Below are 12,947 nucleotides of genomic sequence, written 5' to 3'. Positions count from 1 at the left end.
CGCGAGTACCGCGCGGCGGTTTGCCATCGACATTTACTAGGACGTCCTAGTAAATTCGTGGGTATGGACGCTGACGCCATCGATGAGGGCCGCACCCGCTGGCAGGCCCGGTACGACGCGGCGCGCAAGCGCGACGCCGACTTCACCACGCTCTCCGGAGACCCCGTGGAGCCGGTGTACGGACCCCGGCCCGGGGACAGGTACGAGGGCTTCGAGCGGATCGGCTGGCCCGGTGAGTACCCCTTCACCCGCGGTCTGTACCCGACCGGCTACCGGGGACGCGCCTGGACGATCCGCCAGTTCGCCGGGTTCGGCAACGCCGAGCAGACCAACGAGCGGTACAAGATGATCCTGGCCGCCGGCGGCGGCGGACTGTCCGTGGCGTTCGACATGCCCACGCTCATGGGGCGCGACTCCGACGACCCGCGCTCGCTGGGCGAGGTCGGGCACTGCGGCGTGGCGATCGACTCGGCGGCGGACATGGAGGTCCTGTTCAAGGACATCCCGCTGGGTGACGTGACGACCTCGATGACGATCAGCGGACCGGCGGTGCCCGTCTTCTGCATGTACCTGGTCGCGGCCGAACGGCAGGGCGTCGACCCGTCCGTCCTCAACGGCACCCTGCAGACGGACATCTTCAAGGAGTACATCGCGCAGAAGGAGTGGCTCTTCCAGCCCGAGCCCCATCTGCGTCTGATCGGCGATCTGATGGAGTACTGCGCGAAGGGCATCCCGGCCTACAAGCCGCTGTCCGTCTCCGGCTACCACATCCGCGAGGCCGGGGCGACGGCCGCGCAGGAGCTGGCGTACACCCTGGCGGACGGCTTCGGGTACGTGGAGCTGGGCCTGTCGCGCGGGCTCGACGTGGACGTCTTCGCACCCGGCCTGTCCTTCTTCTTCGACGCCCACCTCGACTTCTTCGAGGAGATCGCCAAGTTCCGGGCGGCGCGCCGGATCTGGGCCCGCTGGATGCGGGACGTCTACGGGGCGAAGAGCGACAAGGCCCAGTGGCTGCGCTTCCACACCCAGACCGCCGGTGTCTCGCTGACCGCCCAGCAGCCGTACAACAACGTGGTGCGTACGGCCGTGGAGGCGCTCGCGGCGGTGCTCGGCGGGACGAACTCGCTGCACACCAACGCCCTGGACGAGACGCTCGCGCTGCCCAGCGAGCAGGCCGCCGAGATCGCGCTGCGCACCCAGCAGGTGCTGATGGAGGAGACGGGGGTCGCCAACGTGGCCGACCCGCTGGGCGGTTCCTGGTACGTCGAGCAGCTGACGGACCGGATCGAGGCCGACGCGGAGAAGATCTTCGACCGGATCAAGGAGCGCGGGCTGCGCGCCCATCCCGACGGGCAGCACCCGATCGGCCCGATCACCTCGGGCATCCTGCGCGGGATCGAGGACGGCTGGTTCACCGGTGAGATCGCGGAGTCCGCGTTCCGCTACCAGCAGTCCCTGGAGAAGGGTGACAAGAGGGTCGTCGGCGTCAACGTCCACACCGGCTCCGTCACCGGTGACCTGGAGATCCTGCGGGTCAGCCACGAGGTGGAGCGGGAGCAGGTCCGGGTACTGGGCGCCCGCAGGGCGGAGCGCGACGAGGCCCGTGTCCGCGCGGCGCTGGACGGCATGCTCGCCGCTGCCCGCGACGGCTCCAACATGATCGCTCCCATGCTGGACGCCGTACGGGCCGAGGCGACCCTGGGCGAGATCTGCGGGGTACTGCGGGACGAGTGGGGGGTGTACACGGAGCCCGCGGGCTTCTGAGCCCCGGTACTACGCGAGCGGTGATGCTCCTGTCAGCCCCAGCAGGAGCACCCGCGTGAAGCTCCGCACCCACTCCTCGTCCGCCGGCTCCGCGCTCACCAGGGTGCGGTGCACCACGGCGCCCGCCACCATGTCGAAAATGAGGTCCACCGTGCGGGCGGCCTCCTCGGGGCCGGCCTCGGGAGGCAGTTCCCCGCGCCGCTGGGCCCGTGCGCGGCCCTCCAGGACCAGGCACTTCTGGCGGTCCACGATGGAGTCGCGGATGCGCTCGCGCAGGGCGTCGTCACGGGTGGACTCCGCGACCACCGCCATCAGCCCGCTCTTGGCCTCGGGCCGGGCCAGGATCGCGGCGAACTGGAGGACCACGCCCTCGATGTCGGCGGCCAGGCTGCCGCGGTCGGGCAGGCGGAGTTCGTCGAAGAGTTCGGCCACGGCGTCGACCACGAGTTCGTTCTTGCCCGCCCAGCGGCGGTAGAGCGTCGTCTTCGCAACCCCGGCCCGTGTCGCCACGTCTCCCAGCGTGAGCTTGGACCAGCCCAGCTCCACCAGCGCCTGGCGCGTGGCCGCCAGGATCGCGGTGTCCGCGGCGGCACTGCGCGGGCGTCCGGTACGGCTGGCGGGGGTGCGGCTCTGCATCCCATGACCATAACCGCCGGTTCCCGTGATGCCGTGAGGGAGATCACCGGGGCGGGGTGTCGCGGGAGCCCCGGAAGGCATTACGCTACGAGTCGTAGCGAAATCTCGTGCTGGACGTGCGCGGGTGACGCTCACGTACGACGACCATGTGGCGCGGGGTGGGGACCCGGCGTCCGCACACCGTTTTTCACACACGCGCGGGAACGGGGGAGGATAGACGCATGCAGCCACGGAACATGTCCATGAGCGGCGTCGTCGACCTCGCCGCGGTGAAGGCGGCCCAGGAGGCCAAGACCAAGGCCGAGCAGGCGCGCGCCGAAGCAGCCCGCCAGGGCGGGGCGGGGGCCGTCTCCCCGGCCGATCTCGTCATCGACGTCGACGAGGCCTCCTTCGAACTCGAGGTCCTGCAGCGCTCCACCGAGGTCCCGGTCGTCATCGACTTCTGGGCCGAGTGGTGTCAGCCCTGCAAGCAGTTGAGCCCCGTTCTGGAGCGGCTCGCGGTCGAGTACAACGGGCGCTTTCTCCTTGCCAAGATCGACGTCGACGCCAACCAGATGCTGATGCAGCAGTTCGGGGTGCAGGGGATCCCGGCCGTCTTCGCCGTCGTGGCGGGTCAGGCGCTGCCGCTCTTCCAAGGGGCCGCCGGCGAGCAGCAGATCCGGCAGACCCTCGACCAGCTGGTGCAGGTCGCCGAGGAGCGGTTCGGCCTGACCGGCCTGACCGTCGACCCCGATGCCCAGGCGGGCGTGCGTACGGCCCCCGTGGAGCAGGCGGGGCCGTACGACATGCTCCTCGAAGCCGCCGTGCAGGCCCTGGACGCCGGCGATCTGGGCGGGGCGATCCAGGCGTACAAGAACGTGCTGAGCGAGGATCCGGGCAACACCGAGGCCAAACTGGGACTGGTTCAGGCCGAGTTGCTGGAGCGGGTGCGGGACCTGGACCCGCAGCAGGTGCGCAAGGACGCGGCCGAGAAGCAGGCGGACGCGCAGGCGCAGATCGCCGCGGCCGACCTCGACCTGGTCGGCGGGCACGTGGAGGACGCCTTCGGACGGCTCATCGAGACCGTCTCGCGTACAGCGGGTGACGACCGTGACGCCGTGCGTCGCCGGCTGCTGGAGCTCTTCGAACTGGTCGGGGCCGAGGATCCCCGGGTGATCGGAGCGCGTCGGGCGCTGGCCCGCGCGCTGTTCTGACCGGCGTCGCGAGCGGGGCGGCGGACCGGTTCCGACCGGGCGCCGAGCGCCACGCCGTGTGATGCCGGAGTGAAAGATTTGCCGACGAGGCGTCAGGGCGGCCGCGCTTTACCAAATCTTGGTAATCGCGGCCGCTGTTACTCCGAGTAAATTCAGGGCGTTGATCTGTCTGGTTCCGTCCAAGGATCAATAGTTTTGTTCCGCCCTTCACTGACACCGAGCGTCGCCTTACGAGACCGGCGGGTCGTTGTTCGGTTATCCGGCCGTTACTAGCGAGTAACGAACCCCCTTGTGTCGGCGGCGAGAATGCACCACGATCGGCGACGCTCGGTCCATTCCCCTCCCCCGACAGCCGGTCGGGTGCACGGGTTCATCTGGGTCCCCACCGAGCAGAGTCGGCGGCAGTGGCGCCGGCTCTTGGACAGGGGGGTCTTCGCCACAACAGCGAAGCCTGTCCGGCAGGGTTGTGCGTGATGCGTGTCAGGCGCGACCAGTGGTTGTCGCTCGGGGGTGATCGCCGGTGATTCGGGCGCGTTCGCGCCGCCGAGTGCAGGCGCTCCCCTTCCGAGGACGTAGCACTTCTCCCATCCCTGCCCGGCTGAGCCGCCGTATGGGGGCGAGTCAGGGCCAGGAGATGTACGTCCGAGAAGGAGGAAATATGGAGTCCCAGGTGCGTGGCGGGACCAGATGGAAGCGGTTCGCTGTGGTCATGGTGCCCAGCGTCGCCGCCACGGCGTGCATAGGTGTCGCCCTCGCGCAGGGCGCTCTGGCCGCGTCGTTCAGCGTCTCCGGTCAGTCGTTCAAGGTCTCGGCGGACAAGCTCGAGGGCAACGGCTTCGAGCAGTACGGAGCGATCGACTCCGGCTACACGATGGACGGCAAGAAGACGGCTCACCCCGTCGCCGTCTCCGCGTTCAAGTCGGCGAAGATCACCAACCTGTGCCAGTCCGTGGTCACCCCGGACGTCCCGATCTTCGGTTCCGTCAGCCTCATCCTGAAGGCGGGCGGCGGTGACACGCCGGTCGAGGCCGACAACATCTACATCGACGTCGCCGACCTCAACGCCGACGCGGTCTTCAACAACATCGACATCGGTGTGGCCGCCAAGGACGCCTCCAAGGGTCCGGGCATGAAGGGCGGCGGGGAGCAGGCGAACCCGTACGGATTCGCCCAGCAGGCCGACTCGGCCACGCTGACCCACGTGCAGCAGACGGCGTGGGCGACCACCGCCGGAACCTTCAAGCTCAGCGGCCTGAAGATGTCGCTGGCGACAGGTTCGCACGAGTGCTTCTGAGCACTCACTGATGGGCGGGGGAGCCGACGGCACCCCCGCCTGTCCAATCTCCGGCCGCGTCTTCACGCGCGGCACACATCACCACCACAGCAACGCCGCACCAGGGAGCTGTTTTCCATGAGCGCCGAGACCCCTGCCGCCGCACCCGGCCAGTTCACCCGCCGGAGGCTGCAGTTCCGCGCCTGGCGGGGCACCCGTCCCTTCTGGGCCGGTCTGTTCGTCCTGCTCAGCGGCTTTCCGATCATCTACTTCCCGTACTTCCACCTCCAGCTCGGCCATCTGACGCTGGCGATGGCAACCACCGCGGGAGCCGGGTCCCTGATCATCGGCGTGCTGCTCTTCGTCCTGGGCATCAGCCTCTGGTTCCAGAAGCACGTGAGAACGTTCGCGGGCGTCGCGGCGATCCTGCTGGGACTGGTGTCTCTGCCCGTGTCCAACTTCGGTGGCTTCGTCATGGGCTTCCTGCTCGCCCTCATCGGCGGAGCGATGGCCGTGGCGTGGGCGCCGGGAGTACCCCCGCAGCCGCAGCCGGCCCATGAGGCCCACGCGGGCGGCGGCGGTGCGCCCGAGGCAGCCCCCAAGGTTCCCGGGGCCGCCCCCGAGCTCGCCCACGAGGTCGCGCTCCACAAGGACACGGACGGCGTGAGCGAGTCGAACGACCTGTCAGGAACGAGCCCGGCGAACGGGGCGAACGGGAGGCGCAGTGCCGGCTGACGAGGTGACCCACGGGACTGATGTGGACGAGTCCCGTGTGAGAACCGGGCCGCGCCACGCGGCACCCAAAAAGCCGCTGTTCACCAGGTTCCACATGCCTGCGGGCAAGGCGATAGCCACCGTGGCGATGCCGACCGCGGTCCTCATGGGCATGGGCTTCACGTCCAGCCTCGCCCTCGCCGACAACAACTCGACGCCCCCCACGTCGAAGAGTCTGACGGCGGACGAGTACAAGGACTGCGTCAAGGCCCTGGACAACTCCAAGGACGCCTCGGCCACGCCGACGCCCTCCGCGTCGGCGAGCGCGAGCGAGTCGGCGGACTCCAAGGACACGGCCACGCCCGCCCCCACGGCGTCCGCCACCGCGCAGGACTCCTCGGGCAAGACCTCTTCGTCGGATTCAGGTTCCGACGACAAGGCCACGCCGAAGCCGACCGCCACGCCGTCGTCCGGTTCGTCGGACACGTCGTCGTCCGGTGGCGGCGACACGGCCACCGCCACCCCCTCGGCGTCCGCGACCAGCGGGAACCTGATCGACACGATCGGGGACACGATCAAGGACGTCTTCACCGGGGGCAGCGACGGCTCGACCGCGAGCGCGAGCCCGACACCGTCGGCCTCCGCGTCCACGTCGTCGTCCTCGTCGTCCTCCTCGTCGAGCGACGGCAAGGGTTCCGGCGGCAGCGTCACCGACACCGTCAAGGACACGGCCGACAAGGCCACCAAGACGGTCGAGAAGACCGTGAAGGACACCACCGACACGGCCTCCAAGGCGGCCGGGGACGTCACCACGGCGGCCGGGGCGGCCACCGCCACGCCCAGCCCGTCGGCGAGTTCCACCACCGCGTCCGCGGACGACTGCCCGGTCGCCACCGAGGACGAGAGCGGCGTCGACAACAAGACGCTGGTGGCGGACGACCCCTGGTACCTGAACGCCAGCTCGCTGCTGCTGAAGGGTGCGGACTACCAGGGTATCGTCGAGGTGAAGACGGCCAACGGCACCAAGAAGAAGGTGCTGAAGTACGTCATCTCGGGCGGAACCGACATCGGTGACCTGCACCAGACGGTGAAGGACAAGCAGTCGGGCAAGACCTACCACGTGCAGGCGGCCTCGGGCTCGACGTCCACGATCCGGGGCGGGGACACCGTGATGTACACGGAGAGCATCTCCGGCAACCTGTTCGGCCTGATCCCCGTGACGTTCAGCCCGGACAGCCCGCCGCCGCTCAACATTCCGCTGATCTACTTCACCAACGTGAAGGTGACGCAGGCCGCCCAGTTCGGTGGAAACCTGCACGTGCCCGGGATGCACGTGTTCACGACCGACTGAGCGCCCCCACAAGCCCGTTCGAGCCGCTCACACGCCGAGGGCGCCCCCTGGTCACAGGGGGCGCCCTCGGCGCCGTACAAAGCCCTTCAGCGGGCCGTCACTTGCCGCTGTCGCCGCCGACGTGGTGGACGCGGACCATGTTGGTCGTGCCGGGGACGCCGGGAGGCGAACCGGCGGTGATGATCACGGTGTCGCCCGGGTCGAAGCGGTTCAGCTTGGCCAGCTCCTGGTCGACCATGTCGACCATCTCGTCCGTGGTGTTCACGAACGGCACGACGTGCGACTCCACGCCCCAGCTGAGCGTCAGCTGGTTGCGGGTGCCCTCGTCCGTGGTGAACGCCAGGACCGGCTGGGCCGCGCGGTAGCGGGAGAGCCGGCGGGCGGTGTCGCCGGACTTGGTGAAGGCGATCAGGCCCCGGCCACCCAGGAAGTCCGCGATCTCGCAGGCGGCACGGGCGACCGAACCACCCTGTGTGCGCGGCTTCTTGCCCGGCACGAGCGGCTGCAGGCCCTTGGCGAGCAGCTCCTCCTCGGCCGCCGTGACGATCTTCGACATCGTCTTCACGGTCTCGACCGGGTAGGCGCCCACGCTCGACTCGGCCGACAGCATGACCGCGTCGGCGCCGTCCAGGATCGCGTTGGCCACGTCGGAGGCCTCGGCGCGGGTCGGGCGGGAGTTGGTGATCATCGACTCCATCATCTGGGTCGCCACGATCACCGGCTTGGCGTTGCGCCGGCACAGCTCGATCAGGCGCTTCTGCACCATGGGGACCTTCTCGAGCGGGTACTCGACGGCCAGGTCGCCACGCGCGACCATCACGCCGTCGAACGCCATCACGACGTCCTCCATGTTCTCCACCGCCTGCGGCTTCTCCACCTTGGCGATGACCGGGACCCGGCGGCCCTCCTCGTCCATCACGCGGTGCACGTCGTGCACGTCCTTGGCGTCACGGACGAAGGACAGGGCGACCATGTCGCAGCCCATGCGCAGCGCGAACCGCAGGTCCTCGATGTCCTTCTCGCTCAGCGCGGGCACGTTCACGGCCGCGCCGGGCAGGTTGATGCCCTTGTGGTCGGAGACGACACCGCCCTCGATGACGATCGACCGCACCCGCGGGCCCTCGACGTCCAGCACCTTCAGCTCGACGTTGCCGTCGTTGATCAGGAGCTGGTCGCCGCGCGAGACGTCGCCCGGCAGACCCTTGTACGTCGTACCGCAGATCTGCTTGTCGCCGGGAACGTCCTCGGTCGTGATGACGAACTCGTCACCGCGCTCGAGTTCGACCGGACCCTCGGCGAAGGTCTCCAGGCGGATCTTCGGGCCCTGCAGGTCGGCGAGGACACCGATGGCACGGCCCGTCTCCTTGGACGCGGCCCGGACGCGGTCGTACCGCGCCTGGTGCTCGGCGTGCGTGCCGTGGCTGAAATTGAACCGGGCCACGTTCATGCCGGCCTCGATCATGGAGACGAGCATCTCGTGGGAGTCGACCGCGGGGCCGAGAGTACAGACGATTTTCGAACGGCGCATGGAGCGATCCTATCGGTTTGTTTCGCTACGGAATATTCCGTCTGGTGGAAGATACAAATGGGCGGACGTGCGCTCAGTCGTGTTACCGCCGTGTAATTGCTCAGCTGTTCTTTCCGACCAGTGCGTAGGTCTGTGTGGCGATCTCCAGTTCCTCGTCGGTGGGCACCACGGCGACGGCCACCTTGGCGTGTCCGGGCGAGATCAGCCGCGGCCGGTCGCTGCGTACGGCGTTCAGCTCGCCGTCCACCGCAAGGCCCAGCTCCTCCAGGCCCGCCACGGCAGCCTCTCGCACGGGACTCGCGTTTTCCCCGACTCCCGCTGTGAAGACGACCGCGTCCACCCGTCCGAGCACCGCGTAATAGGAGCCGATGTACTTCTTCAGGCGGTGAATGTAGATGTCGAAGGCCAGCCGTGCCTCTTCGTCGCCCTCGTCGAGGGGGGGGGGCGGGGGCCGGCGCGCGCCGGCGCGCGCGCCGCCCCCCCACGCGGGGCGGCGGGACCGGTGCGGGTGCTCAGATGGTGCCCCCGGTGGTGACGGGGCCGACCTGGAAGGTGTGGGAACAGATCGTCCAGTGGGCGGGGACGAGGACCGGGGTGCGCGAGGCCGGTGCGTAGATCCTCAGATAGGTGCCGGTGGCCAGGCAGGGGCCGCCGATGGGTCCGTTCGTGGTGCGGATGACCGCGGAGACGGAGTGGGCCGGCGCGAGCGTGACGCTCGAGTACGACTCTGTCGTGCGGGTGGCGGCCGGGCCGATCTGGCGGTGGGCCGGGTCGAGGACGCTGACGCCCGGATAGCCACGCAGGGCGCAACGGGTGGTGCTGGTGTTTGTGAACTGGATCGGCCAGTACACCGAGCCGGCCGCGCCTTCCTTGCGCCCCATGGACAGGTACAGGTCGCTCACGGTGCACGTACGCAGACCGCTCGACGCGTGCGCTGCCGCCGTCGTGCCCCACGCTGCGCCGGTGGCCGCGCCACCTGCGAGAACCGCGGTCAGCGAGGCGATCGCAACGCGCCGGGAGAGACGTCGAGATTGAACAGCCATGACATGAACACCACCATCTGGCGTATGGGGGATGTTGTCTTACCTCCTTAGATGCACCCGCCACGGGAAAAGTTGTACGAACCTGACTCCTCACCATTTTGGTGGAATTACGTACGACCCGGGCCAGGGTTGCGACCCGTCCGCCTCGGGGCGTTTCCTTGAAGTATCCGGTGGAGAAGCGAGAGCGCCTGGGTTGCGACACGGGCCACGGGGCTTCACCCGTCGAGTGTTTGCCCGGTCACAGCGGTCCGTTGTCGTCCCAGCGTTCGACGCGGAGGTGATCCAGGTGAAAGCTGTCGTCTACGAGAAGCCCTTCAGCGTGACCGTGAGGGATGTCGACGATCCGCGAATCCAGCACCCGAACGACGTGCTGGTACGCGTCACGTCGACCGCTATATGCGGATCCGACCTGCATATGTACGAGGGCCGCACGGCGGCCGAGTCGGGCATAGTCTTCGGGCACGAGAATCTCGGCATCATCGAGGAAGTCGGCAACGGTGTGACCTCCCTGTCCAAGGGAGACCGCGTCGTGATGCCGTTCAACGTGGCCTGCGGGTTCTGCAAGAACTGCCTCGCCGGGAAGACCGGATTCTGTCTGACGGTCAACCCGGGCTTCGCCGGCGGAGCCTACGGCTACGTGGCGATGGGCCCGTACAAGGGCGGCCAGGCAGAGCTGCTGCGCGTGCCCTTCGCCGACTTCAACTGCCTGAAGCTGCCGCCGGGCACCGAGTTCGAGACCGACTTCGTCCTGCTCGCCGACATCTTCCCGACCGGCTACCACGGTTGCGAACTCGCCCAGGTCATCCCGGGTGAGAGCGTGGCCGTCTTCGGTGCCGGACCGGTGGGGCTGATGGCCGCCTACTCCGCGCTGTTGCGCGGAGCCTCGAAGGTGTTCTCGGTGGACCGGGTACCGGAGCGGCTCGCCAAGGCGGAGGAGATCGGAGCCATTCCGATCGACTTCACCGCGGGCGACCCGGCCGAGCAGATCAGGGAACAGACCGCGGGAGAAGGGACCGACAAGGGCGTCGACGCCGTCGGCTATCAGGCCCAGGCGCACGACGCGAGCCATGAGGAACCCGCCGTGGTCCTCAACGCGCTCGTCGCGACGGTACGGCCGACCGGCATGCTGGGCGTACCGGGCCTGTATGTGCCGTCCGACCCGGGCGGACCCGACGAGCACGCCAAGCACGGGCAACTACTGGTCTCCATCGGCAAGATGTTCGAGAAGGGCCAGCAGATGGGCACCGGCCAGTGCAACGTCAAGCGGTACAACCGCCAGCTGCGCGATCTGATCATCGCAGGGCGGGCCAAGCCCAGCTTCGTGGTCTCCCACGAACTGCCGCTGGACCAGGCCCCGCAGGCGTACGAGAAGTTCGACCAGCGGATCGAGGGTTACACCAAGGTCGTACTGCATCCTGGTCACGCGCTCGCGGCGTGAGCGAGGCAGCCGACAGCGGGCGTGCGCGTGCCCCGCGCCGTGCACGCCCGCTTCACGCCCCGTCAGCGGCGTCAGCTGTCAGCTGTCAGCTGTCAGCTGACAGCCGAACCACCGTTCTCAGACACCGCCGGGTCTGCCCGGACCGGGAACGTTGCGGAAGCGGAACGGCTCCGGTTCGCGGTCGGGTTGGATGAACCAGCACTCCCCCGTGCCGTCACCGGTGACGATCCTCAGCACGGTGTCCGCCACGGCCTGCGCCGGGATGACCGGCGTCCCCTGCTGGGAGAGCATGTCGCGCAGCGGGTCGATGATCCGTGACTCGGCGAACCCCGGACAGACCGCGTTGAAGCGTACGTTCTCCGGTGCGAGGGCCGGGCCCAGGGAGCGTGCGAGTCCGACGACCGCGTGCTTGTTGGCCGCGTAGAGGGGATCGAGCGGTACGGCTGCCAGACCCGCCAGGGACGCCGTCGCGACGATCACCCCTCCACCACGGGCGCGCAGTGCCGGCAGCACCGCGTGGGTTCCGAAGACCACACCGTCCAGGTTGACGCCCATCGCCCGGCGGTAACGCGCCAGGTCGAAGTCCTCGCCGACGCCGCATCCGGTCGTCACCCCCGCGTTGAGCAAGGCGATGTCGACACCGCCGTACCGCTCCTGGGTGAAGGCCACCAGCGCGCGATTGGCGTCGAGGTCGGAGACGTCACAGGCACGGAAGTGACCGTCCACCATCTCGGCCACCTCCCGTCCGCCCGCCGCGTCGAGGTCGGCGACGACCACGCGCGCTCCCGCCTTCGCCAGTGCCAGTGCGGTGGCCCTGCCCAGTCCGCCGGCGCCGCCGGTGACGATCGCCACCTTGCCCTGGAGCGAGGCGCCACCGGGCTGTTCCGGGTTCGGGGCGGCCGTCTCCTTCCCGGCGGTCACGCCAGCTCCAGCACGAGCTTGCCGACGTTCTCGCCGCGGAAGAGCATCTGCAACGTCTCGGGGAAGTCGTCCACGGTGCCCTTGACGACGTGTTCCTTGACCTTGATACGGCCCTCGCCGATCCAGGCGGAGATCTCCTGCGCGGCCTGCGCGTAGCGCTTGGCGTAGTCGAAGACGACGAAGCCCTCCATGCGGGCGCGACGCACCAGCAGCGAGAGGTAGTTCGAGGGGCCCTGGACCGGGGTGGCGTTGTTGTACTGGCTGATCGCCCCGCAGATCACGACGCGCGCGTGCATCGCCAGCCGCGTCAGGGCGATGTCGAGGATGTCTCCTCCGACGTTGTCGAAGTAGACGTCGATACCGTCGGGCGTGTACTCGCGCAGTGCCTTCTTGACGTCGTCGGCGCGGTAGTCGATCGCCGCGTCGAACCCGAGCTCGTCGATGAGCAACGCGCACTTCTGCGGCCCGCCGGCGATGCCCACGACCCGGCAGCCCTTGGCCTTCGCGATCTGCCCCGCGATGGTTCCGACCGCGCCGGCCGCCCCCGACACCACGACCGTCTCGCCCTCCTTCAACGCCCCGACGTCCAGCAGGCCGAAGTAGGCGGTCATGCCGGGCATGCCCAGCGCCCCCAGATACGTCGAGGCCGGGGCGATCGAGGTGTCGATCTTCATCGCGCCCCTGCCGTCGGAGACCACGTCCTCCTGGACCCCGAACGTGCCGACGACGTGGTCGCCGGGCTTGAAGTCGGGGTGGTTGGAAGCGGTGACCTCGACGACCGATCCGGCGCGCATCACCTCGCCGATCCCCACCGGCGGCAGATAGGAGGGGCGGTCATCCAGCCAACCCCGCATGGCCGGGTCCAAGGAGATGACACGCGTGCGGCCCGAGAACTGGCCCGGGCCCGGTTCTTCCACGGACTCGGAGCGGTGCTCCCAGTCGCGGGGGGTGACCAAGCCCCCCGGGGGGGGCGCCCCAACGGTAAGTGGGGGTGGGGGGGGGCCACCCCCCCCGTGGGCGGGGGGGGCCCGCGGAGCAGGCGGGGCTCGCCCCGCCCACCCGGGGGGTGCGGGGGTTAGCGCGGCA

11 protein-coding genes and 1 pseudogene are annotated in these 12,947 nt (G+C 69.0%); 6 read left to right on the top strand and 6 right to left on the bottom strand.

Going from position 1 to position 12,947, the window contains the following annotated elements; translation table 11 throughout:
- The first annotated feature begins 63 nt into the window (after window positions 1-63).
- Window positions 64-1,764, top strand: a complete 1,701-nt coding sequence (locus ACFW2E_RS27015) for a methylmalonyl-CoA mutase (RefSeq protein WP_384469666.1) — start codon at window positions 64-66, stop codon at window positions 1,762-1,764.
- Between the two features lie 9 nt (window positions 1,765-1,773).
- On the opposite strand, the gene ACFW2E_RS27010 is transcribed toward ACFW2E_RS27015, so the two are convergent.
- Window positions 1,774-2,400, bottom strand: a complete 627-nt coding sequence (locus tag ACFW2E_RS27010; RefSeq protein WP_384469665.1) for a TetR/AcrR family transcriptional regulator — start codon at window positions 2,398-2,400, stop codon at window positions 1,774-1,776.
- Window positions 2,401-2,621: 221 nt separating this feature from the next.
- Between ACFW2E_RS27010 and ACFW2E_RS27005 the strand changes: the two genes are divergently transcribed.
- The 4 genes from ACFW2E_RS27005 to ACFW2E_RS26990 all read left to right on the top strand — a co-directional run bounded on the left by ACFW2E_RS27005 (window position 2,622) and on the right by ACFW2E_RS26990 (window position 6,931).
- On the top strand, window positions 2,622-3,593 hold the full coding sequence (locus ACFW2E_RS27005) for a tetratricopeptide repeat protein (protein ID WP_384469664.1): 972 nt from the start codon (window positions 2,622-2,624) through the stop codon (window positions 3,591-3,593).
- 658 nt (window positions 3,594-4,251) lie between these two features.
- On the top strand, window positions 4,252-4,887 hold the full coding sequence (locus ACFW2E_RS27000; RefSeq protein ID WP_384469663.1) for a DUF6230 family protein: 636 nt from the start codon (window positions 4,252-4,254) through the stop codon (window positions 4,885-4,887).
- A 117-nt stretch (window positions 4,888-5,004) separates the two neighbouring features.
- On the top strand, window positions 5,005-5,601 hold the full coding sequence (locus ACFW2E_RS26995) for a DUF6114 domain-containing protein (protein ID WP_384469662.1): 597 nt from the start codon (window positions 5,005-5,007) through the stop codon (window positions 5,599-5,601).
- Window positions 5,591-6,931: a hypothetical protein gene (locus ACFW2E_RS26990; protein ID WP_384469661.1), complete on the top strand. Its 1,341-nt coding sequence runs from the start codon at window positions 5,591-5,593 to the stop codon at window positions 6,929-6,931. The genes ACFW2E_RS26995 and ACFW2E_RS26990 overlap by 11 nt, the downstream gene beginning before the upstream one ends.
- A 97-nt stretch (window positions 6,932-7,028) precedes the next feature.
- Here the strand turns inward: ACFW2E_RS26990 and pyk are convergent, their stop codons facing one another.
- The 3 genes and pseudogenes from pyk to ACFW2E_RS26975 form a co-directional block, all read right to left on the bottom strand.
- Window positions 7,029-8,459 carry a pyruvate kinase gene (gene pyk / locus ACFW2E_RS26985; protein ID WP_384469660.1) on the bottom strand — a complete coding sequence of 477 codons (1,431 nt, stop codon included), beginning with the start codon at window positions 8,457-8,459 and terminating at the stop codon, window positions 7,029-7,031.
- Window positions 8,460-8,559: 100 nt separating this feature from the next.
- Window positions 8,560-8,895, bottom strand: a pseudogene (locus ACFW2E_RS26980) (acetate kinase); the annotation flags it as partial.
- Between the two features lie 76 nt (window positions 8,896-8,971).
- Entirely contained in the window at window positions 8,972-9,502 is a 531-nt protein-coding gene (locus ACFW2E_RS26975) for a DUF4232 domain-containing protein (RefSeq protein WP_384469659.1), read from the bottom strand.
- A 286-nt stretch (window positions 9,503-9,788) separates the two neighbouring features.
- On the opposite strand from ACFW2E_RS26975, the gene ACFW2E_RS26970 reads away from it, so the two are divergent.
- Window positions 9,789-10,940: a glutathione-independent formaldehyde dehydrogenase gene (locus ACFW2E_RS26970; protein ID WP_384469658.1), complete on the top strand. Its 1,152-nt coding sequence runs from the start codon at window positions 9,789-9,791 to the stop codon at window positions 10,938-10,940.
- A gap of 117 nt (window positions 10,941-11,057) precedes the next feature.
- Here ACFW2E_RS26970 and ACFW2E_RS26965 read toward each other — a convergent pair whose 3' ends face one another.
- Together ACFW2E_RS26965 and ACFW2E_RS26960 are read right to left on the bottom strand one after the other, a co-directional pair.
- A complete protein-coding gene (locus ACFW2E_RS26965; protein WP_384469657.1) occupies window positions 11,058-11,861 on the bottom strand; it encodes an SDR family NAD(P)-dependent oxidoreductase in 804 nt (267 codons plus the stop codon).
- Window positions 11,858-12,817, bottom strand: coding sequence for an NADP-dependent oxidoreductase (locus tag ACFW2E_RS26960; protein ID WP_384469656.1), 960 nt, complete (start codon window positions 12,815-12,817; stop codon window positions 11,858-11,860). Before ACFW2E_RS26960 ends, ACFW2E_RS26965 begins: the two co-directional genes overlap by 4 nt.
- Between the last annotated feature and the right edge of the window lie 130 nt (window positions 12,818-12,947).

Origin of the sequence: Streptomyces sp. NPDC058964 (genome assembly GCF_042741275.1) — a bacterium.
In the GTDB taxonomy this organism is placed as follows: Bacteria; Actinomycetota; Actinomycetes; order Streptomycetales; family Streptomycetaceae; genus Streptomyces.
The sequence above is the reverse complement of the archived record's forward strand: the minus strand, read 5'-3'. Positions and strand labels throughout refer to the sequence as shown.

Bases quoted from the DNA above. Each gene is read 5' to 3' on its own strand.
- ACFW2E_RS27015 (WP_384469666.1), top strand. From the start codon at position 64: ATGGACGCTGACGCCATCGATGAGGGCCGCACCCGCTGGCAGGCCCGG.
- ACFW2E_RS27010 (WP_384469665.1), bottom strand. From the start codon at position 2,400: ATGCAGAGCCGCACCCCCGCCAGCCGTACCGGACGCCCGCGCAGTGCC.
- ACFW2E_RS27005 (WP_384469664.1), top strand. From the start codon at position 2,622: ATGCAGCCACGGAACATGTCCATGAGCGGCGTCGTCGACCTCGCCGCG.
- ACFW2E_RS27000 (WP_384469663.1), top strand. From the start codon at position 4,252: ATGGAGTCCCAGGTGCGTGGCGGGACCAGATGGAAGCGGTTCGCTGTG.
- ACFW2E_RS26995 (WP_384469662.1), top strand. From the start codon at position 5,005: ATGAGCGCCGAGACCCCTGCCGCCGCACCCGGCCAGTTCACCCGCCGG.
- pyk (WP_384469660.1), bottom strand. From the start codon at position 8,459: ATGCGCCGTTCGAAAATCGTCTGTACTCTCGGCCCCGCGGTCGACTCC.
- ACFW2E_RS26975 (WP_384469659.1), bottom strand. From the start codon at position 9,502: ATGGCTGTTCAATCTCGACGTCTCTCCCGGCGCGTTGCGATCGCCTCG.